Source organism: Ruegeria sp. BG11, assembly GCF_056538565.1.
In genome coordinates, this window is record NZ_JBQFTH010000002.1 from 131,974 (window position 1) to 158,049 (window position 26,076).

At 58.3% G+C, this 26,076-nt stretch carries 31 protein-coding genes, 1 tRNA gene and 1 pseudogene; 15 read left to right on the forward strand and 18 right to left on the reverse strand.

The window, feature by feature from the left end:
* The first annotated feature begins 14 nt into the window (after positions 1 to 14).
* Positions 15 to 2,003 carry an RNA polymerase sigma factor RpoD gene (gene rpoD, locus ACR0JF_RS04770; protein ID WP_170639014.1) on the forward strand — a complete coding sequence of 663 codons (1,989 nt, stop codon included), beginning with the start codon at positions 15 to 17 and terminating at the stop codon, positions 2,001 to 2,003.
* A gap of 153 nt (positions 2,004 to 2,156) precedes the next feature.
* Here rpoD and ACR0JF_RS04775 read toward each other — a convergent pair whose 3' ends face one another.
* A complete protein-coding gene (locus ACR0JF_RS04775) occupies positions 2,157 to 3,194 on the reverse strand; it encodes an AraC family transcriptional regulator (RefSeq protein WP_170660489.1) in 1,038 nt (345 codons plus the stop codon).
* 283 nt (positions 3,195 to 3,477) lie between these two features.
* Here ACR0JF_RS04775 and ACR0JF_RS04780 point away from each other — a divergent pair, with 283 nt between their 5' ends.
* The 6 genes and pseudogenes from ACR0JF_RS04780 to ribD all read left to right on the forward strand — a co-directional run bounded on the left by ACR0JF_RS04780 (position 3,478) and on the right by ribD (position 7,053).
* Positions 3,478 to 3,990, forward strand: coding sequence for a DCC1-like thiol-disulfide oxidoreductase family protein (locus ACR0JF_RS04780; RefSeq protein ID WP_170660488.1), 513 nt, complete (start codon positions 3,478 to 3,480; stop codon positions 3,988 to 3,990).
* Positions 3,962 to 4,453 (forward strand): annotated as a pseudogene (locus ACR0JF_RS04785) (DUF4166 domain-containing protein). Before ACR0JF_RS04780 ends, ACR0JF_RS04785 begins: the two are co-directional and overlap by 29 nt.
* Before the next feature lie 76 nt (positions 4,454 to 4,529).
* Entirely contained in the window at positions 4,530 to 4,928 is a 399-nt protein-coding gene (locus ACR0JF_RS04790) for a hypothetical protein (RefSeq protein ID WP_170660485.1), read from the forward strand.
* Between the two features lie 25 nt (positions 4,929 to 4,953).
* Positions 4,954 to 5,367 (forward strand): secondary thiamine-phosphate synthase enzyme YjbQ, encoded by a 414-nt coding sequence (locus ACR0JF_RS04795; RefSeq protein ID WP_170660484.1) that lies wholly within the window; start codon positions 4,954 to 4,956, stop codon positions 5,365 to 5,367.
* 118 nt (positions 5,368 to 5,485) lie between these two features.
* Positions 5,486 to 5,956, forward strand: a complete 471-nt coding sequence (gene nrdR / locus ACR0JF_RS04800; protein WP_170376254.1) for a transcriptional regulator NrdR — start codon at positions 5,486 to 5,488, stop codon at positions 5,954 to 5,956.
* Positions 5,953 to 7,053: a bifunctional diaminohydroxyphosphoribosylaminopyrimidine deaminase/5-amino-6-(5-phosphoribosylamino)uracil reductase RibD gene (ribD, locus tag ACR0JF_RS04805; RefSeq protein WP_170660483.1), complete on the forward strand. Its 1,101-nt coding sequence runs from the start codon at positions 5,953 to 5,955 to the stop codon at positions 7,051 to 7,053. Before nrdR ends, ribD begins: the two co-directional genes overlap by 4 nt.
* Here ribD and ACR0JF_RS04810 read toward each other — a convergent pair.
* The 3 genes from ACR0JF_RS04810 to ACR0JF_RS04820 all read right to left on the reverse strand — a co-directional run bounded on the left by ACR0JF_RS04810 (position 7,050) and on the right by ACR0JF_RS04820 (position 11,568).
* Positions 7,050 to 9,053, reverse strand: coding sequence for a capsular polysaccharide export protein, LipB/KpsS family (locus ACR0JF_RS04810; RefSeq protein ID WP_170660482.1), 2,004 nt, complete (start codon positions 9,051 to 9,053; stop codon positions 7,050 to 7,052). The two genes, ribD and ACR0JF_RS04810, sit on opposite strands and share 4 nt — an antisense overlap.
* A 3-nt stretch (positions 9,054 to 9,056) precedes the next feature.
* Entirely contained in the window at positions 9,057 to 10,133 is a 1,077-nt protein-coding gene (locus ACR0JF_RS04815) for a polysaccharide biosynthesis/export family protein (RefSeq protein ID WP_170660559.1), read from the reverse strand.
* A gap of 136 nt (positions 10,134 to 10,269) precedes the next feature.
* Complete coding sequence (locus ACR0JF_RS04820) at positions 10,270 to 11,568, reverse strand: capsular biosynthesis protein (RefSeq protein WP_170660481.1); 1,299 nt, start codon at positions 11,566 to 11,568, stop codon at positions 10,270 to 10,272.
* Between the two features lie 140 nt (positions 11,569 to 11,708).
* Here ACR0JF_RS04820 and ACR0JF_RS04825 point away from each other — a divergent pair, with 140 nt between their 5' ends.
* The 5 genes from ACR0JF_RS04825 (at position 11,709) to ACR0JF_RS04845 (ending at position 14,925) form a co-directional block, all read left to right on the forward strand.
* Positions 11,709 to 12,296, forward strand: a complete 588-nt coding sequence (locus tag ACR0JF_RS04825; protein WP_170551668.1) for a riboflavin synthase — start codon at positions 11,709 to 11,711, stop codon at positions 12,294 to 12,296.
* A gap of 109 nt (positions 12,297 to 12,405) precedes the next feature.
* Positions 12,406 to 13,527 carry a 3,4-dihydroxy-2-butanone-4-phosphate synthase gene (ribB, locus tag ACR0JF_RS04830; protein WP_170660480.1) on the forward strand — a complete coding sequence of 374 codons (1,122 nt, stop codon included), beginning with the start codon at positions 12,406 to 12,408 and terminating at the stop codon, positions 13,525 to 13,527.
* A gap of 2 nt (positions 13,528 to 13,529) precedes the next feature.
* The gene (locus ACR0JF_RS04835; protein ID WP_170660479.1) at positions 13,530 to 14,081 is read left to right on the forward strand and encodes a 6,7-dimethyl-8-ribityllumazine synthase; all 552 of its coding nucleotides are present in this window, start codon (positions 13,530 to 13,532) and stop codon (positions 14,079 to 14,081) included.
* Entirely contained in the window at positions 14,078 to 14,560 is a 483-nt protein-coding gene (nusB, locus tag ACR0JF_RS04840) for a transcription antitermination factor NusB (RefSeq protein ID WP_170478264.1), read from the forward strand. Before ACR0JF_RS04835 ends, nusB begins: the two co-directional genes overlap by 4 nt.
* Before the next feature lie 59 nt (positions 14,561 to 14,619).
* Positions 14,620 to 14,925 carry a hypothetical protein gene (locus tag ACR0JF_RS04845; RefSeq protein WP_170660478.1) on the forward strand — a complete coding sequence of 102 codons (306 nt, stop codon included), beginning with the start codon at positions 14,620 to 14,622 and terminating at the stop codon, positions 14,923 to 14,925.
* A gap of 213 nt (positions 14,926 to 15,138) precedes the next feature.
* On the opposite strand, the gene ACR0JF_RS04850 is transcribed toward ACR0JF_RS04845, so the two are convergent.
* A complete protein-coding gene (locus tag ACR0JF_RS04850; protein WP_170660477.1) occupies positions 15,139 to 15,564 on the reverse strand; it encodes an SRPBCC family protein in 426 nt (141 codons plus the stop codon).
* On the reverse strand, positions 15,561 to 15,881 hold the full coding sequence (locus ACR0JF_RS04855) for an ArsR/SmtB family transcription factor (RefSeq protein WP_170376274.1): 321 nt from the start codon (positions 15,879 to 15,881) through the stop codon (positions 15,561 to 15,563). The genes ACR0JF_RS04850 and ACR0JF_RS04855 overlap by 4 nt, the downstream gene beginning before the upstream one ends.
* 115 nt (positions 15,882 to 15,996) lie before the next feature.
* Here ACR0JF_RS04855 and ACR0JF_RS04860 point away from each other — a divergent pair, with 115 nt between their 5' ends.
* Positions 15,997 to 16,428, forward strand: coding sequence for an MmcB family DNA repair protein (locus ACR0JF_RS04860; RefSeq protein ID WP_170660476.1), 432 nt, complete (start codon positions 15,997 to 15,999; stop codon positions 16,426 to 16,428).
* Between the two features lie 6 nt (positions 16,429 to 16,434).
* On the opposite strand, the gene ACR0JF_RS04865 is transcribed toward ACR0JF_RS04860, so the two are convergent.
* Positions 16,435 to 16,623 carry a DUF6324 family protein gene (locus ACR0JF_RS04865; RefSeq protein WP_170376278.1) on the reverse strand — a complete coding sequence of 63 codons (189 nt, stop codon included), beginning with the start codon at positions 16,621 to 16,623 and terminating at the stop codon, positions 16,435 to 16,437.
* A 78-nt stretch (positions 16,624 to 16,701) separates the two neighbouring features.
* On the opposite strand from ACR0JF_RS04865, the gene ACR0JF_RS04870 reads away from it, so the two are divergent.
* Positions 16,702 to 17,184 carry a GNAT family N-acetyltransferase gene (locus ACR0JF_RS04870; protein WP_170660475.1) on the forward strand — a complete coding sequence of 161 codons (483 nt, stop codon included), beginning with the start codon at positions 16,702 to 16,704 and terminating at the stop codon, positions 17,182 to 17,184.
* Between the two features lie 47 nt (positions 17,185 to 17,231).
* Positions 17,232 to 17,308 (forward strand) — tRNA-His (locus ACR0JF_RS04875).
* A 91-nt stretch (positions 17,309 to 17,399) separates the two neighbouring features.
* On the opposite strand, the gene ACR0JF_RS04880 is transcribed toward ACR0JF_RS04875, so the two are convergent.
* The 11 genes from ACR0JF_RS04880 to secG all read right to left on the reverse strand — a co-directional run bounded on the left by ACR0JF_RS04880 (position 17,400) and on the right by secG (position 25,957).
* Entirely contained in the window at positions 17,400 to 18,206 is an 807-nt protein-coding gene (locus tag ACR0JF_RS04880) for an ABC transporter permease (RefSeq protein WP_170470205.1), read from the reverse strand.
* Entirely contained in the window at positions 18,203 to 19,090 is an 888-nt protein-coding gene (locus tag ACR0JF_RS04885) for an ABC transporter permease subunit (protein ID WP_170660558.1), read from the reverse strand. Before ACR0JF_RS04885 ends, ACR0JF_RS04880 begins: the two co-directional genes overlap by 4 nt.
* An 81-nt stretch (positions 19,091 to 19,171) precedes the next feature.
* Positions 19,172 to 19,921 (reverse strand): transporter substrate-binding domain-containing protein, encoded by a 750-nt coding sequence (locus tag ACR0JF_RS04890; protein ID WP_170551634.1) that lies wholly within the window; start codon positions 19,919 to 19,921, stop codon positions 19,172 to 19,174.
* A 34-nt stretch (positions 19,922 to 19,955) separates the two neighbouring features.
* Positions 19,956 to 20,732: an ABC transporter ATP-binding protein gene (locus ACR0JF_RS04895; RefSeq protein ID WP_170718231.1), complete on the reverse strand. Its 777-nt coding sequence runs from the start codon at positions 20,730 to 20,732 to the stop codon at positions 19,956 to 19,958.
* A 125-nt stretch (positions 20,733 to 20,857) separates the two neighbouring features.
* The gene (locus ACR0JF_RS04900) at positions 20,858 to 21,601 is read right to left on the reverse strand and encodes a PhnD/SsuA/transferrin family substrate-binding protein (RefSeq protein WP_170660556.1); all 744 of its coding nucleotides are present in this window, start codon (positions 21,599 to 21,601) and stop codon (positions 20,858 to 20,860) included.
* A 5-nt stretch (positions 21,602 to 21,606) separates the two neighbouring features.
* Entirely contained in the window at positions 21,607 to 22,044 is a 438-nt protein-coding gene (locus tag ACR0JF_RS04905) for a tellurite resistance TerB family protein (RefSeq protein WP_170660473.1), read from the reverse strand.
* A 20-nt stretch (positions 22,045 to 22,064) separates the two neighbouring features.
* Entirely contained in the window at positions 22,065 to 22,514 is a 450-nt protein-coding gene (locus ACR0JF_RS04910; protein WP_170470193.1) for a tellurite resistance TerB family protein, read from the reverse strand.
* Between the two features lie 42 nt (positions 22,515 to 22,556).
* Complete coding sequence (locus ACR0JF_RS04915) at positions 22,557 to 22,850, reverse strand: DUF1330 domain-containing protein (RefSeq protein WP_170660472.1); 294 nt, start codon at positions 22,848 to 22,850, stop codon at positions 22,557 to 22,559.
* A gap of 62 nt (positions 22,851 to 22,912) precedes the next feature.
* Positions 22,913 to 23,689, reverse strand: coding sequence for an isocitrate lyase/PEP mutase family protein (locus ACR0JF_RS04920; protein ID WP_170660471.1), 777 nt, complete (start codon positions 23,687 to 23,689; stop codon positions 22,913 to 22,915).
* Positions 23,690 to 23,786: 97 nt separating this feature from the next.
* Entirely contained in the window at positions 23,787 to 25,430 is a 1,644-nt protein-coding gene (locus ACR0JF_RS04925; protein WP_170487733.1) for a CTP synthase, read from the reverse strand.
* Positions 25,431 to 25,591: 161 nt separating this feature from the next.
* Positions 25,592 to 25,957 carry a preprotein translocase subunit SecG gene (gene secG / locus ACR0JF_RS04930; RefSeq protein ID WP_170376300.1) on the reverse strand — a complete coding sequence of 122 codons (366 nt, stop codon included), beginning with the start codon at positions 25,955 to 25,957 and terminating at the stop codon, positions 25,592 to 25,594.
* Positions 25,958 to 26,076 lie beyond the last annotated feature (119 nt).

Genomic DNA, 26,076 nt, shown 5'->3' on the forward strand with positions numbered 1-26,076 from the left:
TGCAGGAGCATTGAATGGCCGCCAAAGACACGTCAGAAGATCGCAAGTCAGACGAGCAGGAACAGGAAATCTCGCTGGACATGAGCCAGGCCCAGGTCAAGAAGATGATCGCCGAGGCCCGCGAGAAAGGTTACATCACTTACGACCAGCTCAATCAGGTTCTGCCGCCTGATCAGGTCAGCTCGGAACAGATCGAAGACGTTATGTCGATGCTGTCCGAAATGGGCATCAACATCATCGAAGATGAAGAGGCCGAGGAAGAAGAAAACAAAGGTTCCACCGAACTAACCACCACGGACAACAACCGTGAGGTGGCTCTGGCAGGTGCCGCAACCGAAAAGCTGGACCGTACCGACGACCCCGTACGCATGTATCTGCGTGAGATGGGTTCGGTCGAACTGCTGAGCCGCGAGGGCGAGATCGCTATCGCCAAGCGGATCGAAGCGGGCCGGAACACGATGATTGCGGGTCTCTGCGAAAGCCCTCTGACCTTCCAGGCGATCACCATCTGGCATGACGAACTTCTGTCCGAAGACATTCTTCTGCGCGACGTTATTGATCTGGAAACCACTTTTGGCAACCAGATGGACGAAGATGGTGACGTGCAAGAGCCGGTCGTCGATACCTCGGCCGTGCAATCGGCCAAACCTGCCAAAGACACCGGGCCTGAACTGGATGCCGATGGCAACCCGCTGAGCAATGACGATGATGATGACGAGGACGATCAGGCCAACATGTCGCTGGCCGCGATGGAAGCCGCCCTCAAGGATCAGGTTCTGACCACGCTGGAACGCATCTCGACCGACTTCTCGATGCTGTCAGAGATGCAGGACAGCCGGATTTCTGCCACTTTGAACGAGGATGGGTCGTTCAGTGAAAAAGACGAAGAGACCTATCAGAAGCTGCGCGCTGAGATTGTTGAGCTGGTGAACGGTCTTCACCTTCACAACAACCGGATCGAGGCGCTGATCGACCAGCTCTATGGCATCAACCGCCGCGTGATGTCGCTGGACAGCTCGATGGTGAAACTGGCCGACCAGGCCCGCATCAACCGACGTGAGTTCATCGACGCCTATCGCGGGCGCGAATTGGACCCGAACTGGCTGTCCGAGATGGCGGAAAAGCCGGGCCGGGGCTGGCAGATGTTCATCGAACGCTCGACCGACAAGGTTGAGGAGCTGCGCAGCGATATGGCTCAGGTCGGTCAGTATGTCGGTCTGGATATCAGCGAATTCCGCCGCATCGTGCAGCAGGTTCAGAAGGGCGAGAAAGAAGCCCGGCAGGCCAAGAAAGAAATGGTCGAAGCCAACCTGCGTCTGGTGATCTCGATTGCCAAAAAGTACACGAACCGTGGCCTGCAATTCCTTGATCTTATTCAAGAAGGTAACATCGGCCTGATGAAGGCGGTGGATAAGTTCGAATACCGCCGCGGCTACAAGTTCTCGACCTATGCGACTTGGTGGATCCGTCAGGCGATCACGCGCTCGATCGCGGACCAGGCGCGGACCATCCGTATTCCGGTTCACATGATCGAAACGATCAACAAGCTGGTTCGGACCGGCCGTCAGATGCTGCATGAAATTGGTCGTGAGCCGACGCCGGAAGAACTGGCTGAAAAGCTGCAAATGCCGCTTGAGAAGGTTCGCAAGGTGATGAAGATCGCCAAGGAACCGATCAGCCTTGAGACGCCGATCGGCGACGAGGAAGACAGCCAGCTGGGTGATTTCATCGAGGACAAGAATGCCGTGCTGCCGCTGGACAGCGCCATTCAGGAAAACCTCAAGGAAACCACGACCCGGGTTCTGGCCTCTCTCACCCCGCGTGAGGAGCGGGTTCTGAGGATGCGCTTCGGCATCGGCATGAACACTGACCACACTTTGGAAGAGGTCGGTCAGCAGTTCAGCGTGACCCGCGAACGTATCCGTCAGATCGAGGCGAAAGCCCTGCGGAAGCTGAAACACCCAAGCAGATCGCGGAAACTTCGGTCCTTCTTGGATCAGTAAGATCAAAGGCGCCCCGGACGGAGGCGCCTTTTTTCGTTTCACCGTTCACATTGGCAAAGTCGCCAAACACATTGGCGCGACTTCACATGTGTTGCGGCGTGTCAGTTTCTATATCTGTCTGGTCCACTCATGGGGCGGGCCGGGGCGAGGTGTCTATGCTGATGACCCCCGGTTTCCAAGCGTCAGCGGACGCTCAACCCGCGTTTTGAAGGCGCTCGGCGGTTGACCTGTCCAACGCTTGAACGCCGTAGAAAACGCGGATTGATCGGCGTATCCCAGAGAATAAGCGATCTCGGACAGATTCATTCCATTGGTGATAAAGGTTTGTGCCAGATCGCAGCGCAAATCCTCGGTGATGTCGCGGTAGCTGGTGCCTTCGCTTTGTAACCGGCGGGCAAAGGTGCGGGCGCTCATGCCGAGTTTTGCCGCGACGTCATCCGCGCTGAGGATTTTGCCCGGCAGTGAGCGGGTGATCAACCCTTCGACCTTGGCGCGGGTCAATTGCTTCGGCACGCGACACTCGGCCAGAACGCGTTCCCCGTATTCTAGTAGATGGGCGCGCAGGCTGGGGTCGTAGGTCGGGACGGGCAGGTTCAGCGAGGACGGGGACAAGACGATTTCGAGGCTTTCAGAGCCGAAGACAACCGGAAAACCTGCCAGTTGCTGGAAGGCATAGATATGATCCCCAACCTCATGCTGAAACCGTATTTCAATAGGGTGGAAATCGGTCTGTGTCAGGTTGCGCATTCGGGCGACGGCGGCAAACATCAAGAACTCAGTTCGGCGGTGATAGCGAGCAAAGCTGGCGTCTTTCCACCGGGCCTCTAACGCGGCGAAATTCCCCGAAACCCGCAGGCTGAAGGCGATAGCAGGGTCGATCATGTCGTGGAAATGAGACGTGTTTTCAATCACCTGCTCCAGGTCTCGTGAGTATTTGCTGATGTAGGCCGTCAAGGTCGATGAGGACGTGACGCCAAGCCCGACACTTGCCGCAAAGGTGATATCGTTCAGAGCGTCGCAGGCATAGCGGACAAACAGCGCCTCTTTGTGGGCGCAAAAGGAGGTCGCATCCTCCGGCAGATCCCGCGGGCCAAGTCCGCTGCGATCCAGCACCTTCAGGGTGCTCCGTTTTTCCAATCGCGCGTCGAGCGCCTCGCGCAGAAAGTGAAGGCGGTCAATATCCACATTCATCGCAGCGAAGCCTTCCTTTCTCTGGACCGGGGCCGTTCCAGCATACTGCTTTTCTGTCAGAAATTCGAATGGATTTGGCAGCTGGCCACAAGCCTGGTTAATCTTTCCTGCCTATATCCTTTTCGTTGCCGGGTCAGTACCTTGTTGGGGATGAGGTCAGAGCCACCGCCGGTCTTACCAACCGGTCACCGGGTTCCCCGGCACACCTCTCCTTCTTGTCGCATTGTCCACCCATTGGCCCTATGTCACGCTATGCGGGCAAGCTTGAGTAGGTATCAGCGTCATGGCAGGAACTGAAACAACTGATCTATTCAAAGGGCGCAATCTGATCGTCTTTGATGGAGAATGCGTGCTGTGCTCAGGCTTCTTCCGGTTCATGCTGAAACGCGACAAAACCCGACGCTTTGAGTTTGCAACAGCGAAGTCTCCGCTTGGTCAAAGGATGTACAAGGCGCTGAATCTGCCCGTTACGGATTTTGAGACCAACCTCGTGATTGTAGATGGTAAGGTTTTTCAGAGGGTTGATGCCTTTGCGGCGGCTGTGCGCGCGCTGCCGGCGTTTTGGCCGTTGTTGTCACTTGTGCGGTTCCTGCCGAGCGCTGTGAAAGACCCGCTGTATTTCTCGATTGCCTGCAATCGGTATGCCCTGTTCGGGCGGTATGATACCTGTATGATGCTCTCCTTCAGCGTTTTGCCGAGCAGGGGTTTGACGCGTGACGGATCCGTTTCTTCAGGCTTTGGCGGACCCAAATGTTCTGCCCCAATCCGTGCGAGACCTGCATCTCGGGCCGGGTGAATATGTCGGCGAATGCGATATCGAACGTGGCAAGGGTATTCTCATCCAACTCGCGCTTAAACTGGGGCAGTTTCCCCCTGCAGGCCGGCATTTGCCCGCTCGACTGGTGACCCAAACTCAGGATAAAGACCACAGCTGGTTGCGAGACTTCGGGGGACACAAAACAACGTCAGAGCTTAGGTTTAACGCAAAAACGGGCGATGTTCATGAGCGTTTCGGGCCGCTTTCGATCCGGCTAAGGCCGGTTGCGTCGAAACGAGGGCTGGAAGTTCATATCCATCGCCTGACGGTTTTCGGCGTGTCGCTCCCTCAGATTTTGCTGCCGCAATAGTCAACGAGTGAATGGCAGGATGATTTGGGGCGCTTTCGATTTGACGTAGCGGCTTCGATGCCGGGATTGGGCCTGCTGATCCGCTACTACGGCTGGCTCACGCCACTTCACGGTAGGGCGCAAGTTGGTTGAAATGATTGTGAGACCTGCTTTCCGCGGGCGCGATGACCTCTAAACTAAGGGGTGCAGCAAGTGAGGAAAGAGTATTATGAAACAGTTACAATATTGCGCCGCTTTGGCGGTATTTGCCCTGAGTGTTCCGGTAACGGCGGACGCGGCGCGTTTGGGTTTTCAAGCCAATGCAATCAATAGCACTGACTTCGAAGTCATTCCCCGCACACGGGATGACACGGACGGGTATTGGTGCGCGGCGGCAGATTTCGCGCGCCGCAGCCTTGGGGCAGGTTGGCAGGATCCCATCTATGTGTTGCGCGGCTATGGACCTAGTGTAACAACTGGGCGTGTAACAGCGGTTCAGTTTTCGTTGAAACCGCCTCCGGCTGATGCTCCAACACAATCTGGTGGTGTAGCGGGACCCTTCGTTGTCGGCTCCAGCATTTCCGTGCAGGGTGCAAATGCGCGGTGCGGTCGCCGGCAGATTTTTTGACAACTAGAACAAAGGCCAAGACGCAATGCAGACGGAATTCGCGCTCCAGACCGATGGGCCCGGCTTGTACGAATTCACATCCCTGGTAGCAGGTTGGCTTAGTTCCTTTGAACGGGATGGTGTCCTGACGTTGTTCGTCAGGCACACCTCCTGTTCTTTGCTGGTGCAAGAGAACGCAGACCCCGAGGTGCAGACGGATTTGCATGCGTTTTTTGAGCGTCTTGTGCCTCCGTCTGATCATCCCTCAATGTCTTACCTGCGCCATACCTATGAAGGGCCGGATGACATGCCTGCCCATATCAAAGCAGCGATGATGCCGGTATCCTTGTCCATTCCTGTCCGTCAGGGGCGGATGGTTTTAGGCACATGGCAGGGGATTTACCTGTTTGAACACCGCCGCGCCCCGCATCAGCGGCTGGTCGCTGCATATCTTTCCTGACCCTTTATTTTGGGGTGCGAAATTCCGACTACCCAAATCCTAGCGGCTGCCCTATAGTTGTGGATAAGTAAGCCAAAGCGCTTACAAAAGAGGCCAGCTAGGGACGAGGAGACGGCGGATGCGCTGCCCGTTTTGCGGAAATATCGACACTCAGGTGAAAGATTCACGCCCGGCAGAGGATCACGTTGCAATACGCCGACGTCGGTTTTGCCCGGCCTGTGGAGGGCGTTTTACGACCTATGAACGGGTTCAGTTGCGCGATCTGGTAGTTATCAAAACCAACGGAAAACGCGAAGATTTTGACCGCGACAAGCTGGAACGTTCGATCCGTATCTCGATGCAGAAACGCCCGGTTGATCCTGAACGGATTGATCAGATGATCTCGGGAATTGTTCGGCGTCTGGAAAGCATGGGCGACACGGATATTCCGTCCAACAGAATTGGCGAGATCGTCATGGAAGCTCTGGCGCGGATCGACACCGTCGCCTATGTTCGCTTTGCGAGTGTGTACAAGAATTTCCAGGCGGCCGATGATTTCGAGGAGTTTGTCCACGAACTGCGCCCGCCGCAGCCTTCGACGGACGAGTGAGCGAAACAGATAAGCGATTTATGGCGCTGGCTTTGTCTTTGGGTCGGCGCGGTCAAGGGTCGTGTTGGCCCAACCCGGCCGTCGGGTGCGTGATTGTGCGCAACGGGAGGATCGTTGGGCGAGGGTGGACTCAACCCGGCGGACGTCCCCATGCAGAGCCTGAGGCTTTGGCGCAAGCAGGTGCGCGGGCAAAAGGGGCCACGGCCTATGTCTCGCTGGAGCCATGCGCCCACTACGGCAAGACACCGCCCTGCGCCGAGGCGTTGATCTCGGCCGGTGTGGCCCGTGTTGTTGCGGCAATTGAAGATAGCGATCCTCGGGTCTCGGGGCAGGGCTTCGCGATGCTGCGCGAGGCCGGGATCGAGGTTGAAACCGGCGTGCTGGCGCAAGAGGCCGAGCGTGATCTGGCCGGTTTCTTTCTGAAAACCGAACAGGACCGTCCGTTTGTGACGTTGAAACTGGCCAACAGTTTTGACGGGCGGATCGCCACTTCCACTGGACATAGCCAGTGGATCACCGGAGCAACCGCGCGGCGCGAGGTCCACGCGATGCGCGCCCGACACGATGCGGTCATGGTCGGCGCTGGCACAGCGCGCGCAGATGACCCTTCGCTGACAGTTCGAGATTTAGGGATAGAGCGTCAGCCCGTGCGCGTGGTTGTCTCGCGCCATTTAGATTTACCCTTAATGGGTCAACTGGCGCGTACGGCCTCAAAAACGCCCGTCTGGCTCTGTCATGGCCCGCATCCCGACGCCGAGCGCGCCCGCACGTGGGAGGGGTTGGGCGCGAGGCTGTTGCCTTGTGCGTTGCACGACCATCAGGTTGACGCGCGCGACCTGCTGCAACAGCTGGGTCAGGAAGGTCTGACAAGTGTTTTTTGCGAAGGCGGTGCGGCTTTAGCTGCATCTCTACTGGCGCGGGATCTGGTCGATGAGCTTGTCGGTTTCACTGCTGGTTTGACCATCGGCGCCGAGGGTCTTTCAGCGATTGGCGCACTAGGGCTGGAAAAACTGGACAGCGCCCCTCGGTTTGAGTTGATCGAGGCGCGCCCTGTCGGTGGCGACGTATTGCATCGTTGGGCCCGAACGACACATTAGCGTCGCCAGAGATGGGCGTGGGTGGAAAAAGCACCCTGTAGCTTTGACAAGGCGCGATTTAGCGGCCCGCGCTTGGGGGGCTGACCGTGGGCCAGCCGTTCGATGGCGACTTCAACGGGGCAGGGTGCGCTTGTTAACGGGTCCAGATAGCGGGGATAGTCGATCAGGCTGGTATGCACCAAACCCAGCAGGGAAGGTCGCGCACCGCGACGGGCCGGAACACTTCCTAGATCGGTTGTCAGGCCCCAACCTGCGTAGAACGGCGCTCCAAATGTGGTTACAGGAATGCCGCGCAGCAGTGCCTCGAACCCCATAAGCGAGGTCATGGTCCAGACCTCCTGCACCTCGGACAGCAAGGTGGATGGGTCGGTCTCAGTCGCGATCACGTCCGCCAGCCCTTCAGCGTCGATCCGGCCCGAGCGCAGGCCAGCCTCGACATCCGGATGGGGTTTGTAGATCACCACAGCATCTGGGTTGGTGGCTCGAACTTCGCGCAGCAGGTCCAGATTGGTGCGGATGGCGCTGGTGCCCAGCAGGATTGAGGCGTCATCTTCGACCTGCCCCGGCACCAGGATGCGGTGCCCTTTGGGCAGAGGCGGCGCAGCGCCGCCGGTGTTGTATTTGCTCAGCCCCTCAGACACGAGGGCTGAGATCACCCGCTCGGCCCGGTATTCCTGATCCGGACGCAGGGTCTCGCGCTTGGAAATCCACTCTTCCAAGCGGCTGGTTTGGGTCGGGTCGTAATAGATACCCAGATCATCCGTGACCAGCGACAGCGGAGGCACTAGGTCGGCCCCCAATCCGCGGGAGCGGAGAAAGCCATCCTCGATACGGGTGACGCCCTCGGCTTCGCGGGATTGATTGGCCCAGACCATGTGGGGACGGGTGGATGAGGCCGGAGGCGACGGCAAAAACCGTATTTTCCGGTGCTGGCCAAACATGGCCTGCAGATGCTTGCGCTTCCACATCCGCATGCCCGACGCTGTCCATCCCAAACGATCTTGCCGCCACGCACGGGTCTGTGCCTCAAGCGTATCCAGCACGACCTCTAGCTCACACAATTGGTCCCGATAGGGATCATACCAAACGGGGTAGAGCATCATGGCTGCAGCAAAGAGCTGCGCGCGCGTCAGATTGCGTTGTCTGCGTTGAACGGGGTTTTCATCCTGCGTCAAACCCCATCCGGCATAGAATGGCTGCCCGAAGACGCGGGGTTTGTGACCGGCGAGAATGGCCTCGAACCCCATTTGTGACGAGAGCGTATAGACACTGACCGCGCCGTCCAACAGCGGCCATGGGCTGATGTTATCCGCAACGAAGGAAACGCGTTCCGAGAGGTCTTGCTCGGTGTAGTGCCCGGTGCGGTGACCAGCCAGTGTTTCGGGATGGGTCTTGATCAGAACCTGCATCCCTGGATTTTCTTCCTGCGCGATCACCAGCATCTCAAGAAACCGGGCACGATCACCTGCGCTGGCCGTGACCGAAGCATCACCGACTGTTTGATCAACTACCAGCACATAGCCGGGGTCGGGGATCGGCGCGTCGGGGTCGAAGGCGGAATACTTGCTGAGGTTCAATTCCTTCAAGCGCTCAATCGCGCCACGCGCCCGGTTCAGAAGCGCGGTATCATCCAGCGGATGTGTCGCTAGAAGCGTTTCCAGATCCGACGGTTGGGCCGGGTCAAAGTGTAGGCCCGAGCGATCCAGAAGCAGACCCAGAGGCGGCTCGCCCTCGCGGCCGGGATGGAGAGATCGTAGAAAGGCGTCCTCGACTCGCAGCAAAGGGGTGCCCCGCTCCTGAGCGATACGTCGCCCGCGATGGGCGGTAGGGCTGTTGCCCCAAATGGCGACGGTGTCTTCGGGTCGGGGCAGGCCCAGCCGGATGTCATATCCCGAAAGGGATAGAATGCGCCGGAGGCGCCGGTTGGTCAGAAACCCGCCATTGTAGACAAATGCCCGGGACCGCGCCGCGCCAGTTGCGGTGGGGTCCCCATGGGTCATGGTTTAGTTGCCGGTCAGGGTGGCTACGTTCGCGACCGGCGTCAGGCCCCCGGCGATCAGAGAGATCGACTTTGTCCACTGCGCATACGGTGCCTCGGTCACGTAGATTGTGTCATCGTCGCGGATCACGAAATCACGCGCAATGAACAGGCCATTGGGCGCGGTCAAGTTCAGCAGATAGATCATGCGCTGATCGCCCTGCAGATCGGAACGTCCCATAACCTGGCGGGCGATGTCCTGACGTTCGCGGCGTAGGACGAAGATACCGGTTGGATCAGATGAGACGGATACCAAGCCGCCAACCTGAGCCAGAGCCTCAAGCGCGGACAGGTCCTGACTGTCGAAGGCGACGCGCGATTGCCCACCGGTTGCGCCAAGCGCGATGTAGGAGCGGCTGTCTTCCTCGACCAGAATGCGGTCGCCGCCGCGCAGCGCGACATCCAATTTGGGATTCCGGAACAGGTCTTCGTACCAGACTGTCCCGCGTTGATCGCCTCGGATCAAGGTGACCAGCGCGATATCGGAGGCCACTGAAACCCCTCCAGCCTGAGACAGCATGCCAAGCAGTGTGCGGGTTGGTCTTTCAATTGGGTAAATACCAGGAGCGCCGATGGTGCCCGTCAGCGAAACGGTCGACCCGTCTCCGGCCAAGCGACGTACTTCAACCTGAGGGTCAGGAGTTTGCTCTTCCAACTCGTCGGTGATCAACCCGCGCAACTCTTCCGGAGTGTTACCTGCGGCACGCAAACGGCCCGCATAGGGGACGAAAATAAAACCTTCGCTGTCTACCTGAACTTGTTCCAGCGCGGTCGAGGAACCGACTTCGCCAGCCAGCAACCCGTCATCGACGTTCTCCCAGATCGTCAAGCCCAAAACGTCCCCTGGGCGCACGGTGTCTGCTGTTAGCGACGGGGCTGAGGTAAAGGAGGAAGAGAACCCAAACTGAGGCACGGATGACGTGGCCCGCGAAACGCGGTCATCGACTTCTACCACAAACGCGTTGCCGCCATTATTGACTGAGCCGGCCAGAATCTCGTTCTTGTTTGGACCCGCTTTGGGCAACTGGCATGCACTCAGCATGACGAGCGAGGTCACAAGGGCGACCCCCCGTACCCAACGGATTGGAAAGCGATGCACTGCCGATAACCTCAGTTCTACTTGTTTTTCGGCAAACTACTCTTTTATCGCTACAACTTCCAGAGAAGGATGGCCGGGTCTACTCAACGATTTTCAACTGTGGCTCTGGGGCCGCGTCGTCGGACAGCGTGACCTGATAGGGATCATCAGCCCTCAGCATCATGTCGACAGCGCGGCGCAGCAATTGCCGACGTCCGCGTCTGGAGTAGTAGCCGCCCGGAACCTGACTGGTTTCCAGCAGAAACCGTCGATACAATTGGTAGGCCTCAATATTGGGTAATTCAGGGGCGGCGAAGAAACGGCTAACCTCCTGTTGTGACACAAGTTCCGGCTTGTCATAGACCGCACGACCAAAAATCCGCAGGGGAATGCCACGCCACAGCACCTGCTGCCCGGCGGTCGAGTTGATGGTCACGGCCGAGTTGGCGTCGTCCAGAAGTTTCGCCAGTTTGCCGCCGGGAACGTAATGCACCCGGCCCTTGATCCCGAATCTGACCGCCAAATCCCGAACACGTCGGCGTAAGGGTTCGCGGTGGTTCTCAAGCGGATGCTCCTTGATGACAAGGTGGTGATGCGCGGGAGCGCCTTTGGCGAAGCCCTCCATCATTTGTTCTAAAAAAGCGCACATTCCCGAATAGTCTGAATGGGACTGGACCGAGCTGTCATGCCCTAGTTGCAACAGTACAAGGTGATAAGGAAAGGCCCCGCTACGTACCCGCGCTGTGGCCAGACTTCGTTGCAGCCGGTGGAAAGGCATCAGCATAAGGCGTTTGAAATAAAGGCGAAACTCTTTCGAGACTGGCAGCGCGCGGTGCGGTTTGAAATTGCGATAGCGCCCGTTCAGAAACAGTACGAACCAGTGGTAAAGAGCGCCGTAGAAGATGTGTTGTTGCGTGTCTCCCCAATGGGACGGCGGCGGTGGGGATTGCGCGCCCGAATGCGACAGGGCCTGCGCCATTTGGTCCAGATCCAGAGACATCAATCGCGAGTTGCCGTTTGAGCCGTCACGCTCATAGGTGACCCACCATGGGCGCAGGTAGCCTTCCTCGAACACATGCACGGTTATGCCTCGTGTCTTGGCAATCCTGACAGCGTTGGCGTGAATCGGACGGGTGTCACCGTATAGAACGATGTCTGTCACTTGTTTCTCGACGATCAGCGCCTGCAGTACCTCGGGCCAGTGTTCTGGCGCGTCGCGATAGGGGATGTAGCTTTTCCTGTCGAACCAGAACGCCTGATCGCCCGCGTTGAAGCCAACACGCCATGTCTGCGCCCCCGAGGCCCGCAGCATCCGGCCCAACGCGTTGAAAAACGGGCCATGCGGGCCTTGCAGGAACAGAAAGACCCGAGGGTCAGCGTGTGGGTCTTGGTGGTGCATCTGCGCGATTTAGCCAATATTCTTGTCGAAACTATGCCCGCCCGAGGATTTCTCGGCAAGGTTGGGCTTGCCGGGCGGCGCGGATCAGCTTACCTCGGCCCTGATAGTCTGAGACAGGGTAGAACGCGAGGGTTGACGGAATGTTTACAGGGATCGTGACCGATATCGGAACAGTGACCGAGCTGGACCAGCAAGGCGACCTACGTGCGCGTATCCAGACGAGCTATGACACGGCCTCGATTGACATTGGCGCATCGATTGCAAGCGATGGCGTTTGTCTGACCGTGATTGCGCTGGGCGATGATTGGTATGACGTTCAGATCAGCGCCGAGACCGTCTCGAAAACCAACCTGAACAGCTGGGCGTTGGGCAAGCGTGTCAACCTTGAGCGGGCGTTGAAAGTTGGCGACGAACTGGGCGGTCACATCGTATCGGGACATGTGGATGGCGTCGCCGAAGTTGTCGATGTGCGCGACGAAGGCGACAGCACCCGCGTTACCTTGCGCGCGCCCAAGGACTTGGCGCGCTTCATTGCTCCCAAAGGCTCGGTTGCGTTGAACGGGACGTCTCTGACGGTAAATGATGTCGAGGGGTGCGATTTCGGCATCAACTTCATCCCTCACACCAAAGAGGTCACCACATGGGGTGATGTCGCCGTGGGGGATCGGGTGAATCTGGAAATCGACACTCTCGCCCGCTACGTCGCCCGCCTGGCCGAGACCGTCTGAGCGTTAGAATACGTCGCGTATGAGCCCGCTCAGGCCGTTTGCGCTCTGGCTTTTGGATGCGGGGTGGTCTATCCCGCCTTGCAGAAATGCTCTTGTGAAAGGCTGCCCCATGAGCTTTGAAACCCCCGGCCCGGTCGAGGCCCAGCTGCGCGACGCGATCAGCCCGATCGAGGACATCATTGAAGAGGCCCGCGCAGGCCGGATGTATATCCTTGTTGATCATGAAGATCGCGAGAACGAAGGTGATCTGGTCATTGCCGCAGAGTTTGCCGATGCCGAGGCGATCAACTTCATGGCTACCCATGGGCGCGGCTTGATCTGCCTGCCGATGACGGCTGAACGGGTCGAAGCGCTAGCGCTTCCGATGATGGCGGTGAACAACTCTTCCCGCCACGAGACGGCGTTTACGGTTTCGATTGAAGCGCGTGAGGGCGTGTCGACCGGTATTTCGGCCGCAGATCGCGCGCTGACCGTGGCGACGGCGATCAATGAACAGAACACCATGGCCCATATCGCAACACCAGGTCACATCTTCCCCTTACGCGCCAAGCGGGGTGGGGTGCTGGTCCGCGCAGGCCACACCGAGGCTGCCGTGGATATCTCGCGCCTGGCCGGGTTGAACCCCTCGGGCGTTATCTGTGAGATCATGAAGCCCGACGGCACCATGGCCCGTCTGCCCGATCTGGTCGAGTTCGCCAAAATCCATGACATGAAGATCGGTACGATCAGCGACCTGATCACCTACCGCTCGCGCAATGATAACCTCGTGGTCGAAACCTCGCGCGAGATGGTCTCGTCGGAATATGGCGGCGAATGGGAAATGCGCCTGTTCACCGATCAGCTTCACGGCATCGAACATGTCGTCATGATCAAAGGCGACATCACCACGCCCGAGCCTGTCCTGACCCGCACCCACGCGCTGCACGAAGCGCCGGATATCTTGGGCCTCGGTCCGAAGTCCTCTCGCGAATTGCCACGCGCAATGGAGAAGATCGCGGAAGAGGGCCGGGGGGTCGTCTGTCTGTTCCGCCAGCCGCGCAACTCTCTCTATGCAGCCGAAGATGAAGGCCCGCGGACCATCAAGCAAACCGGTCTGGGATCTCAGATCCTGTCCAAACTGGGCATTCAAGAGCTGGTCCTGCTGACCGACTCGCCCGAAACCGTATATCTGGGTCTGGACGCGTTTGGGCTTTCCATCGTTGGCACCCGTCCGATCCTGAAGGAAGACTGATCATGGCTGAACAAGACAAACATGGCATTCTGCCGACACCCAGCTTCGACAAGCCGGTAAAGCTGTTGATCGTCGCGGCGCCGTTCTACCGCGCGATTGCCGACAATCTGATCGCAGGCGCGAAGGCCGAGATCGAAGCGGCGGGCGGCACCTGTGAGATTGTCGAAGTACCCGGCGCGCTTGAGATCCCATCCGCTATCGCGATGGCTGATCGTCAATGCGACTTCGACGGCTATGTCGCGCTGGGCTGCGTTATTCGCGGCGAGACCACACACTATGAGACCGTCTGCAACGACTCCAGTCGTGCGATCCAATTGATGGGCCTGCAGGGGCTTTGCATCGGCAACGGCATCCTGACCGTCGAGAATGACGATCAGGCCGAAGTCCGCGCAAATCCCGAAAAGATGAATAAAGGTGGCGGAGCGGCCGCTGCGGCCTTGCATCTGATCGCACTCAGCCGTAAGTGGGGCTCTTCCAAAAAGGGCGTGGGTTTCAAGCCGCCGTCCGAGTCCATCCTTGTGGCGGGCGACAGCAACGGATCCACGACAGCATGACCCAGACAGACGCGCCGAAACCGGCCAACCAGAAACGCCTGATGAAATCCGCCGCCCGGCTTTACGCCGTGCAGGCACTGTTCCAGATGGAGCAATCAGGGCAGACGACCGAAGCGGTCGTGAATGAGTTTCTGGATCACCGGTTCGGTGCAGTCTATGAGGGCGAAGAAATGCTGGATGGCGATATCAGCGTCTTTCGGTCGCTGGTCGACAATGCGGTGAACTATCAGGCGCCGATCGACCAGATGACAGACCGCGCTCTGGTCGCCAAATGGCCGATCTCACGCATCGACCCAACCCTGCGGGCGCTGTTCCGTGCCGCCGGGGCCGAGCTGACCCAAAGCGACACGCCTCCCAAAGTAGTCATCACCGAGTTCGTTGATGTTGCACGCGCCTTCTTCCCTGAAGGCAAAGAGCCGAAATTCGTCAACGCCGTGCTGGATCACATGGCCCGTGAGGCACAGCCCGAGGCATTCTGACGCCTTTACTCGAACCAAACATGCGCTAGCCTGAATGTCATAGCGCAATGAGGTTCGCCATGCCCAAACTGATCCGCCTGTATATCACGCAAGTCGCCTGGGGTTTCGTTATCTCGGCCGTGTTTGTAGGGGTGCTTCTGGCATTTAATGTCGCAAACCTTCGACATTTGATCACCAACTCGGAAATCGGTCTAGTCGCGCTTGTTATGATCTGGTTCATGAACGGGATCGTATTTGCCGGTGTGCAGTTCGGCTACAAGATCATGAGCATGGCAGAAAAACCCGGCGGCCCGCGTCGCGGCTCGCCCGTGGTCGACCGCTTCAAGCCGGCATTGGCCAAACAGGAAGCCCGCGCAGAGCGCTGAATTTCAGGGAAAATGTGGCGGGACCACCAGTCAACCGTGCGGTGTGATTCCCGAGGACCTGTATGTACAGGTGGGCGCCAGGTAATCAGGCCAGGACCTGAACAGAGCCAGCCCCCTCGGAATTGCTTAAGGCCACCAGAATGCTACCAGTCACAAGAAGGGCAGAACCCGCCAAGCGCCTACGTAGGGCGTCCAGCGGGTTTACACAAGGGGTCAGGCATCAACAGTTTCGTGCAGCGCTGTGCGCATCTTGCCGAAATGCTCATCCCAGCCATTGTCGAGCGCAAGGATCAGGCCGAACGCATCCGCACCCTGAGGCAAACCTTCATGTTGAAGGCTAAGCTTTGTACCGCCTGCGACGGGGGTCAGAGTCCATTTGACTAGACTGACCGCGTCTCCCATTGGTTTCACAGTAAATGTGTATTCAAGATATTCAGGGGCACGTGCTTCCCGTACCTCGCCCCAGATCAGCAGATCGCCGCTGGTGGTTCCGAACATTTGCAGTTTGCTTCCCTTGGTCAGCGTGCGTTCCGGCTTGTGAAACCACTCTGCCAACCGTTCGGGCTCAGTCAGATAGGCCCAGACGGCATCTGGATCGGCCCGTAGAAAAATCGTTTTTTGCAATACGGCATCCGTCATTCTTTTTTCCTTTCAATAGCTTCCTTAAGAGAGTTGAGGCGTTCATCCCAGAACTGGTCAAAGTAGCTGAGCCAATCCAAGATCGGGGCCATGCCCTGAGGTTCAATTCGGTTGATGCGCTCTCTGCCGCGGGCTTCCACCGTAATCAGCCCACCATCAGACAAGACCGTCAGGTGCTTTTTGACGGCAGCCCTCGTCATGTCGAACCGGTTCGTCAGCTGCCCAATCGTCATGTCTTGAGAGGCAAGTAATTTGATGATGTCCCGACGGGTTGGGTCTGCCAGCGCACGGAACGCGTTTTGGGTTAGGGTCTGCATTCGTCTCCCCGGTAAAGATACCATTTGGTATCTTATTAATGAGATACCATATGGTATCATGTCAAGTGTTGAGCGAAGACTTTACTTTTGTTCACTAATTGTTCACAATCTCAGCATGACACTGGATTTGCAGCCCGGACAGAAACTTGCGCGCGGCGTCGCGCGCCACCTAACCGCCCACGGTTTTGTTTCCGTTGAAGAATTTGTGCCGACGCGAGGGCTACGCGTTGATGTGATGGGGCTAGGTCCAAAGGGCGAGCTTTGGGTGATCGAGTGCAAATCCAGCCGTGCCGACTATCAGTCAGATTCGAAGTGGCAAGGCTATCTGGAGTGGTGCGATCGATTCTTTTGGGCTGTCGATACCGAGTTCCCAACGGACCTCTTGCCTCAGGAAACCGGTCTGATTATCGCAGACGCCTACGATGCTGAGATCATTCGCATGGCACCCGAGGACAAGCTGCCTCCGGCCCGGCGTAAAAAGATGATCCAGAAATTCGCCACAGATGCTGCACGTCGATTGCAGGGGTTGCGCGACCCGCGGCTGTGACGCAGATCAGCCTTTGACGGCCAGGGCAGCTTGTGCGGCGGCACGCAGCTCGTCTGCGATCTCTTCGGCTTCCTCGGGATCGAAATCCATCGGAATCTCAAGGCCGTCGGCCTCGATAAACAGACGCACCATACCCTGATCGGTAGGGCCGATCTGAAGGTTGGCCTGAATGTCGCGTTCGGTGTTGATACCCATACTCGCCTCCGGGGACTGAGCGTTCCTGCTAGCGCGCACGGGGTTGAGAATCAAGCCGCCTTTGCGCTCTGATACGGTATGGAGAATGTAAGGATCAGACCCTTTCAGCCCCAGGATGCGCCTTGGTTGGTCGAGCGCCATGGAACCCTCTATGCTCGCGATGAGGGGTTTGATGACAGCTTCGCCCCGCTGGTCGCGCGCATTCTGGATGGTTTTATTGCCGATCATGACCCAGCGTGTGAGAAGGGCTGGATCGCCGAGGCAGAAGGCCAAAGACTGGGGAGTATCTTTTGCGTCAAACTGGACGCGCAGACCGCAAAACTGCGCCTGTTTCTTCTGGTACCCGAGGCACGCGGTCTGGGGCTGGGAAAGCGGCTTCTTGGCTCCTGCATGGGCTTTGCCAAGACGGCTGGGTACCAGCAAATGCAGCTATGGACGCATGAAAGCCACAAGGCCGCCTGCGCCTTGTACCGGTCCACGGGATGGCAGTTGGTGGACAGCAAGCCGGTGCATTCTTTCGGTGTCGATCTTGTCGAACAAAGCTGGAAAATTCGGCTTTAATCCTCTTGCATTCCCGTGGCGTGTTCGGTACATCGCCCCTCACAAGTGCCGCCTTAGCTCAGTTGGTTAGAGCGCTGGATTGTGGATCCAGAGGTCCCCTGTTCAAGCCAGGGAGGCGGTACCATTTCCCCTCGATCAACCTAGGTTTCGAACAATAAACCGCGCTGGAAGCGCGGCGTAGAGTGTTAGATTTTGATGCTCAGGCGCGCTGGAGATCAGCGCGCCAGGTTCAGCCGCAACTTCATCTTGCTTTTCCGAGCGGCGGGCAGGTGCCGGTTCAGTCGCTTGTTGACCAGTCCAAAGCCCCAGATGATGACCAACGTCAGCAGGATGAAATAGAAGGCCAGAATCGGATAGGGGATGAACGGGTTGAAGGTCTTGTCCGCGAAATAGCTGGCGTAATACAGCGCGTCTCCGCGCTGTTGCCATGCTGGGAAGGCCGAGAAAAAGACCAGCGTTGTCGCGTGGAACAGAAAGATTGCCTCGTTAGTGTAGGCGGGCCAAGCCAGTCGCAGCATGGTCGGCCAGACAATCCGGCGGAAGCGAGCCCAGCCGGTCATGCCATAGGCATCTGCGGCCTCGATATCACCCTTGGGGATCGAGCGGAGGGCGCCATAGAAGATCTCACCCGTATAAGCGGCTGTGTTGAGGAACAGTACAATCAGCGCACCCAACCAGGCCGACGTCAGGGCGTCGAACATCGGATAGGGCTTCTTCAGCGACAGGAAGAAGAAATAGGCAAAGAAGAACTGGATGAACAGCGGAGAACCTCTGAACAGAAAGATGAACCATTCCGAAGGTTTGCGCAGCCATTTGTTCGGAGAGGCTTTGCCGACGGCCAGCGCAGTGGCCAGAAAGAAGCCAGTCGCAAGGGCCATGATGCCGAAATAGACATTCCAGATCATACCCGAGCCGATCAGCGTGAACTGTTCGCACAGGGTAAAGTCTGATTTGGGTAGCAGGCGTTCGCCAAGGCCGACAGAGCGCAGGGCGTAGTCCTGGATCGTCTGGATGCAGCTCATGCCGTCGTCTCCTTGCGCAACAGCTCTCCACCGGATGTGGCCTGACCGTGGGACAGGCGGCGCATCAGCTTTTCAAGCACAATTTCCGAGACGCGGGTCATGCCGAGGTAGAAGATCAGCAGGAACAGGAAATACCACATGCGCCAGTCGCCATGGGGGTAATCGGTGAAGCGCGACGTCTTCGTGCCGCCCAACTCACGCGCCCAATAGACGATGTCTTCGATGCCCAGCAGGAACAGAAGCGGGGTGGCCTTGATCAGCACCATCCACAGGTTGGACAGACCGGGCAAGGCGTAGACCCACATTTGCGGTACAAGAATGCGCCAGAATGTCTGGCGACGGGTCATGCCATAGGCCTCGGCCGTTTCAAGCTGAGCATGCGGCACGGCGCGCATACCGCCGAACAGAACGTTGGCCGCAAACGCGCCAAAAACGATGGAAAAGGTGACAACGGCCAGGAAGAACCCATAGGTCTCGTGAACCCATTCCGGGGCGCTGCCCAAGGGCAGTTTGGCGGCCTGACAAACGATAAAGTCATTGCCTTGACGGACCGGATCTGTCCATTCTGGACACATGACCTGGTGGCGTGTCCACTCAAAGGCCTGATCCAGGGCGATGACGAAAAACAGGAAAAATGCGATGTCCGGGACGCCGCGCACGATGGCAATGTACCCTTTGCCCAACCAGCTGAGCGGCGCGACATCAGACCTGGCTGCCATCGCGCCCGCAAAGCCAAAGCTCAGCGCGACCGGCGCTGTCACGGCCAGCAGGCCAAGCACCTTGAGGAAGGACAGGTAGAACGACCAATGCACGCCGTTGGTCAAATAGCACGAAAACCAGCGGAACGTGCCCAGCATGTCGGGATCAGCGCAATAGGAAAACATGTGGCGTCTTTCGAACGTCAATTCCGGCGCGAGGCCGGGGCAGGTTCGGCGCATTCAAGACGCCGAACCTTTTAGTGCAGATCAGTTGGAAACGACAGAGCCGTCGGCGTTGTAGGTCGGAACGCCTTCGCCGAACCATTTGACGATAAGCTCGTTCAGCGAACCATCCGCTTTCATCGAAGTGATCGCTTCGTCGAACTTGCCGCGCAGTTCACCGTCGGATTCACGGATACCAAGGCCGATACCGCCGCCCAGCGGGACGTCATCGCCTACGAACACCAGCTCTCCGGCCGATTCTTCGACGATCGGCACAAGAAAGTCCTTGTCTGCAAACACGGCGTCTGCTTCGCCGTTGCGCACGGCTGCGATGGTTTCTTCCGGGGTCGCGAACTCGACCAGAGTCGCGCCGGATTCAGCTACGTGACCAGCTTGAATGGTTGCAGTCTGTGCCGCAACGATACCGCCGCCTACGTCAACTCCGTCCGATGCGCCAACATAGGCCGACGCAGCAGGAGGGAAGTAGTTTTGAGTGAAATCAATCACTTCATCACGCTCGTCGGTGATCGACATGCCTGCAATGATGGTGTCGTAGTTACCCGAGACCAGGTTCGGAATGATCGAGTCCCAGTCATTCTTGACCCACTCGCATTCCAGGTTTGCGCGCTTGCACAGCTCGTCGCCCACTTCACGCTCAAACCCGTCGATTTCGCCGGCGTCATTGATGAAGTTGTACGGAGGGTAGGCGCCCTCGGTCCCCATACGGACGGTGTCGGCCATGGCGATACCGGCGGTCAGCGCAAGTGCTGCGGTAGACAGAATCAGGTTTTTCATTGGTTACTCCCCAGTTTGGTTCTGTTTTTGAAACTTATGCCGCCTGAGTGGCGGAAAGAAAGCCCCGAAGCCGCTCGGATTCAGGCGCTGTAAAGATATCTTCGGCGCTGCCTTCCTCTTCGATTCGGCCTTGATGCAGGAACACCACGTGGCTTGAGATATCGGCGGCCATCTTCATGTCATGGGTCACGATGATCATCGTCCTGCCCTCAGCGGCAAGATCCTTGATCACCTTGATCACTTCCTGCTCCAGCTCGGGGTCGAGTGCCGAGGTGGGTTCGTCGAACAGCAGCGCTTCGGGTTCCATGCACAAGCCGCGCGCGATGGCCGCGCGCTGTTGCTGACCACCGGACAGTTGCGCAGGGTAGACATCGCATTTGTCGCCGATGCCAACTTTTTCCAGATATTTTCGCGCGCTGTCTTCCACTTCGGCCTTGTCACGGCCCAAAACGGTCACCGGGGCCTCCATGACATTTTGCAAAATGGTCATATGTGCCCACAAATTGAATTGCTGGAACACCATGGACAGATTGGTACGAATGCGCAGGACCTGTTTGGGATCGGCGGGACGGCGGGCGCTGCCCGAGCCGCTCCATTTCACAGGCTCACCCTTGAACGTGATCTCACCCTGTTGGCTGTCTTCCAGAAGGTTGCAGCACCGAAGCAAAGTGGATTTCCCCGAGCCGGAGGACCCGATAAGCGAGACCACATCGCCGCGTTTCGCGGTGATATCCACGCCCTTGAGCACCTCGAGATTACCGAAGCTTTTGTGAAGGTCCTTGATCTCGATTACGGCAGAGGCGTCTGTCACGGAAGCTCCATTCATGAGTGGTGTTGGTGCGGTAATAGGGCGGAAAATCCGGCGCAATGCAATGCGCAAAACACAGAATCGAGCGGGGAATCAATCAAAATGACCAAAGGTCGTGATCAAATTGGTTAGCTGCTGCGCAACTGTGCTTTGGGCGAAGGCGCAGTTGGAATAGCGAGGTACGCGCTTGCGGGAATATTGATCAACCCACGGATGCGCAGATTGCCTCGATCCTCATCCGTCAGAGCATCAATGGCGGCCTGAACCGCGCGTGCGATCCGAAGCGCATCCTGCGATTTCGAAGTGATGTAGGGCAGCCCTGGGGTCGGTTCCGTTGCGGCAACGTCGCGCAATGCGTCTCCCAGATCGGTATGCTCCTTAAGAAGCTCCCAGGTCAGCGCGTCGAGCGCGGCGAAATCGCTCATGCCCTCGGCCACGGATTGGGCCGAATTGGCGTGCGCTCCGGTCTGCTGCAGGTGCTTCGGTGCAAGCCCCATCTGGGACAAATGCGTGATCGGAGCGGACCAGCCGGATTGAGACAGCGCTTCGTTATAGGCAAAGACCCCGTCCGTCAGCTCCGCCAGACTGCGCGGATCATCGGCGCGGGCGACAAAGACAGATCTGTAGTAACCCTCTGGACAGCCGGGCAGACCATAGTCCGGCGTGCCGATCAGTTGCACGGCGTCATGAAGCTGCGTTCGGTAGGGCATACCGCAGGTTTGGGCAAAGATCAGATTGGGATCGCGCCAGATTTCCCAGAAATCGCGCGACCGCTCAAGACTGGCGGGACCGACCCCCAAATGCGTCCTGATCAGATCCCAGAAGCGATCGTTGGAGGCGCGCAGGGCGGGCATGTCATACATGCCCAGCATCGCTGTCACGCTTTGGCTGCCTTCTGTCGGGCGAGGGCCGAATCCACATCGCTAACACCCAGTAGGCTGACGACCAGGCGCAGCAGCGAATCTTCCTCGCCAGTCCTTTGCCCATCTGCGAGGGCGACCGACCACATTGCCTGTACAACGGCCAAACGATCATCGTAGGCGACGGCCTCTTTGATCGCGCGGGTGAAACGGACGGTATCGGGTGCCTCTGCCTCAAGTTCTTCGGCGCGGGCGCGCAGGCCTGCGGCCTCAAAAGGCGAGAGGCCATAGCGTTCGACCGAGACCTTGTCGATTCGGGCCATCTCCGAGTCGGCGTAGTCATTGTCGGACCGGGCGATGCGCACCAAAAGCGCCGTCAGCGCAAGACGGGCATCGTCTTCGGCCAGAGGGTCGGGGTCAGGCTGTGTCAGCCGGGACAGAAAATCACGAAACATGAGACAGATATAGAGGCAGGTTAGTGAGCTTCCAAGCGGCTTTGCACGCGTTCACGTGCGGACTTGCTGTCATTGAAGCTGAGTCCCATCGCCATGCGGGCCTCTTCAACGATCTTGATCTCACCCTCATCCGTGTCACCATCGGCCAACACAACCTCCCACAGCGCGTCCAGCGCGGCGAGGCGTTCGTTCAGGTCGGTGGTTTCGCGGATCAACTTGCCAAACGTGTCGGTTTCCGGTGCTGCTGCGTGCAGTTTCTCGCAGGTGGCGCGGACCTTTGCAGCCTCGATCGCGTTGTGCTGATAAAGGCGGGCCAGAATGCGATCAATCAGGCTGATCTCTTCCAGTTTGTAGTCCCGATCAGCCTGCGCAACACGTACCATCAACGCACCCAGCGCCAGTTCAGCGTCGGGGTCGGGCAGGTGTTCTGTCTGTGGCGGTCGAAACGCTTGGAAGAATTTTTTCAACATGAGGCCAATCTAATCCATATTTTGTGGCGCGCCAAGTTGAGACTACCCGTCATAGCCCTCAATGATCACAAGATCGCCGAGAGAGACAGGATCGCGCAGCGCTTTGGCCTTTTGGTAGCCTTCGCTTTCGTAACAGGCGAGGGCCTGTTCGTAGCTGGGAAACTCGATCACAACTGTTCTTGCCCGTGCTGCGCCCTCTCTGACCTCGCGCGAGCCGCCGCGCACCAGAAAGCGAGCGCCATAGGCGGAGAAAGGTCCTGCATTCGCCGCGATGTAGTTCTTGTATGTCTCCATATCTTCGACATCGACATGGGCCACCCAGTAGCCTTTGCTCATGTATTTCTCCCGTTTCGGTTTAGAGCAAGGTGCGAAGTTTGCGTAAAAATTGCAAGCTGCGCCTATTCGGCGTAGCCGATGGCCTGACGCGCCTGTTCGGTCAGCCAAGCGATCATCTGGCGATAGGGCACCGGGCCATAGCTGATCCGGGCGACACCCAGCTTGGCGAGAGTCGCCGAATCCGGCGCGCCCGGCAGAGCGATGATGTTGACCGGCAAATCGGTGGCCTCACAGAGCTGTCGGATCATGGCCTCATCTTTCAGGCCCGGGGCAAAGAACCCGCTGGCGCCTGCGGATTGGAAGGCGGCGGCGCGGGCAATGGCGTCGTCCAGCATTGCAGAATCATGCGTGTCAGCCGGTGCTTTCAGGAAGATATCCGTGCGGGCATTGATATAGGCGGGAATACCGGCCGCGTCGCAGGCCTTGCGCATCGCTTCGATTCGCGCGGCTTGATCGGGGATGCTGTGAAGGCTGTCTCCGCCGACGATCTGATCTTCGAAGTTAAAGCCCACAACTCCGCAATCCAACGCCCGTGCCGTATTGTCGGCGATGCCAGCAGGATCGACGGCATAGGCGCCTTCAAAGTCCAGCGTGACGGGCAGATCAACGGCGCTGACGATGCGCTTTGCGTTGTCCAGCGCAGCCTCCAGCGGGATGTGCTGCCCGTCCGCATAGCCTTGCGCCATAGCTACCGGAGCGCTGCCCGTTGCGATCGCCTGCGCGCCTGCGTCCCGTACGGCGGCTGCGCTGCCCACGTCCCAGATGTTGAACAGGATGACCGGGCCGCCTTTAACATGCAGGCGCGTGAAGGTTTCAGCACGTTGGGCTTGGGTCGTCATGGGGTATCTCCTGTCGAAACTCGATCAACAGTTAATCCCATGACGCCGGATTCCTAAGCGCTTAATTGTGTCGGTACATCACGTTGCAGCGACCGGATCAGACCAGTCGAGAGCTGTCCTTGGCCGCGCGCACGAAGTCGCGGAACAGGGGATGCGGGTCAAACGGCTTGGATTTCAGCTCGGGGTGATACTGAACGCCGATGAACCACGGGTGATCCGACCATTCGACAATCTCGGGAAGGCGGCCATCGGGGGACATGCCCGAGAAGTTCAGGCCCGCTTTTTCAAGCTGCTCGCGATATTTGATGTCGACCTCATAGCGGTGACGGTGGCGTTCTTCGATCTGGGTGCCACCATAAACATTCGCAACTTTCGACCCTTCGGCGAGAACCGCGTTATAGGCGCCAAGACGCATGGTGCCGCCCTTGTCGTCGCCCACTTTGCGTTCGACCTTGTGGTTGCCCTGAACCCATTCCTTGAGGTGATAGACCACCGGCTCAAACCGTTTCTTGCCAGCCTCGTGGTCGAACTCTTCCGAGCCCGCCTCGGTGATACCAGCCGCGTTGCGCGCGGCTTCGATCACAGCCATCTGCATGCCGAGACAGATGCCCAGATAAGGCACCTTATGCTCTCGCGCGTATTGCGCGGCTTTGATCTTGCCCTCGGTGCCTCGTTCGCCAAAGCCGCCGGGAACGAGGATGGCGTGGTAGCCTTCCAGATAGGGGGCGGCATCTTCGTGGTCGAACACCTCGGCATCGACCCATTCGATCTTGACCCTGACGCGGTTGGCCATGCCGCCATGGGTCAGCGCCTCGGCAATCGACTTATAGGCGTCTTCCAGTTGGGTATATTTCCCCACGATGGCAACCTTCACCTCGCCTTCGGCGTTATGGATACGGTCGCTGACGTCTTCCCATTTCGCCAGATCGGGCTTGGGGGCAGGGCTGATCTGGAACGCGTCCAGAACCGCCTGATCCAAACCTTCCTTATGATAGGCCAGAGGTGCGTCGTAGATGGTGGACAGGTCCTGCGCCGCAATCACGCTATCCGGGCGCACATTGCAGAACAGGGCCAGCTTTTCGCGCTCTTTTGTGGGAATCGGCCCTTCGGACCGGCAAACTAGAATATCGGGGGCCAGGCCGATCGAGCGCAGCTCTTTTACCGAGTGCTGGGTCGGTTTGGTTTTCAGCTCACCCGAGGCCTTGATGTAGGGCAGCAGTGTCAGGTGCATAAAGATACACTGCCCGCGCGGCTTGTCCTGACTGAACTGACGGATGGCTTCAAAGAAGGGCAGGCCTTCGATATCGCCCACGGTGCCGCCGATCTCACACAGCATGAAATCGACCTCATCCTCACCGATCGCGATGAAGTCTTTGATCTCATTGGTGACGTGCGGGATCACCTGAATGGTTTTGCCGAGGTAATCTCCGCGGCGTTCTTTCTCTAACACGTTGGAATAAATCCGCCCCGAGCTGACCGAGTCGGTCTTGCGCGCGGCCACACCGGTGAAGCGTTCATAGTGACCAAGGTCCAGATCGGTTTCGGCGCCATCATCGGTGACGAAAACCTCGCCATGCTCGAAAGGCGACATGGTGCCGGGGTCAACGTTCAGATAGGGGTCCAGCTTGCGCAGACGCACCGAGTATCCCCGCGCCTGCAACAGCGATCCCAGAGCCGCCGAAGCCAGTCCTTTACCCAAGGACGAAACCACACCACCAGTGATGAAAATAAAACGCGCCATGTTTTTTCGGCTGCTCCCGTGAGACGTCAAAATCAGCTGCCCGGCGATTGTCGAAAAACCGCTGCATCACGGGACTTCACGTATAAAGGATTCGCGCCAATAGCGCAAGAGAACCGCAAGATGCTGTTGCAGTTCTCTTTCAGTTTTCTAGGTTTTGTGGCTTAGTCGGCCTGCGGGATCAGCGGAGCATTGTCGCCCTGCGCCGGAGGCAGCAGGTCATCTGCGGACGGAACTGCAGGCGCGCTTTCTTCAGTTGCTGCCGGGGCCGGAACGCCCAAACGGTCGATGACCGAGCTGCCCGAAGACTTCTGCGCTGCCAGAATCGTCAAGGTGATCGAGGTAACGATAAAGCAGGCGGCCAGGATCCAGGTCACCTTGCCCAGAGCCGTTGCAGCTGCGCGGCCTGTCATGGCGCCGCCACCACCGCCACCCATGCCAAGACCGCCACCCTCGGACCGCTGCATCAGAACGACGGCGATCAGGCCCAAAGCCAGAAGAAGATGGATGATGAGAACGACGTTTTCCATGGTGGTCCTGTACAGCGTGGCGTGTATCGCGTGGTACTTATGCAAGTTTGGTTCTGGGGGCAAGTCACGAGTTGGCATCACAGTTGATGATGTTGCACATCACGCCAAAGGGACTGGAC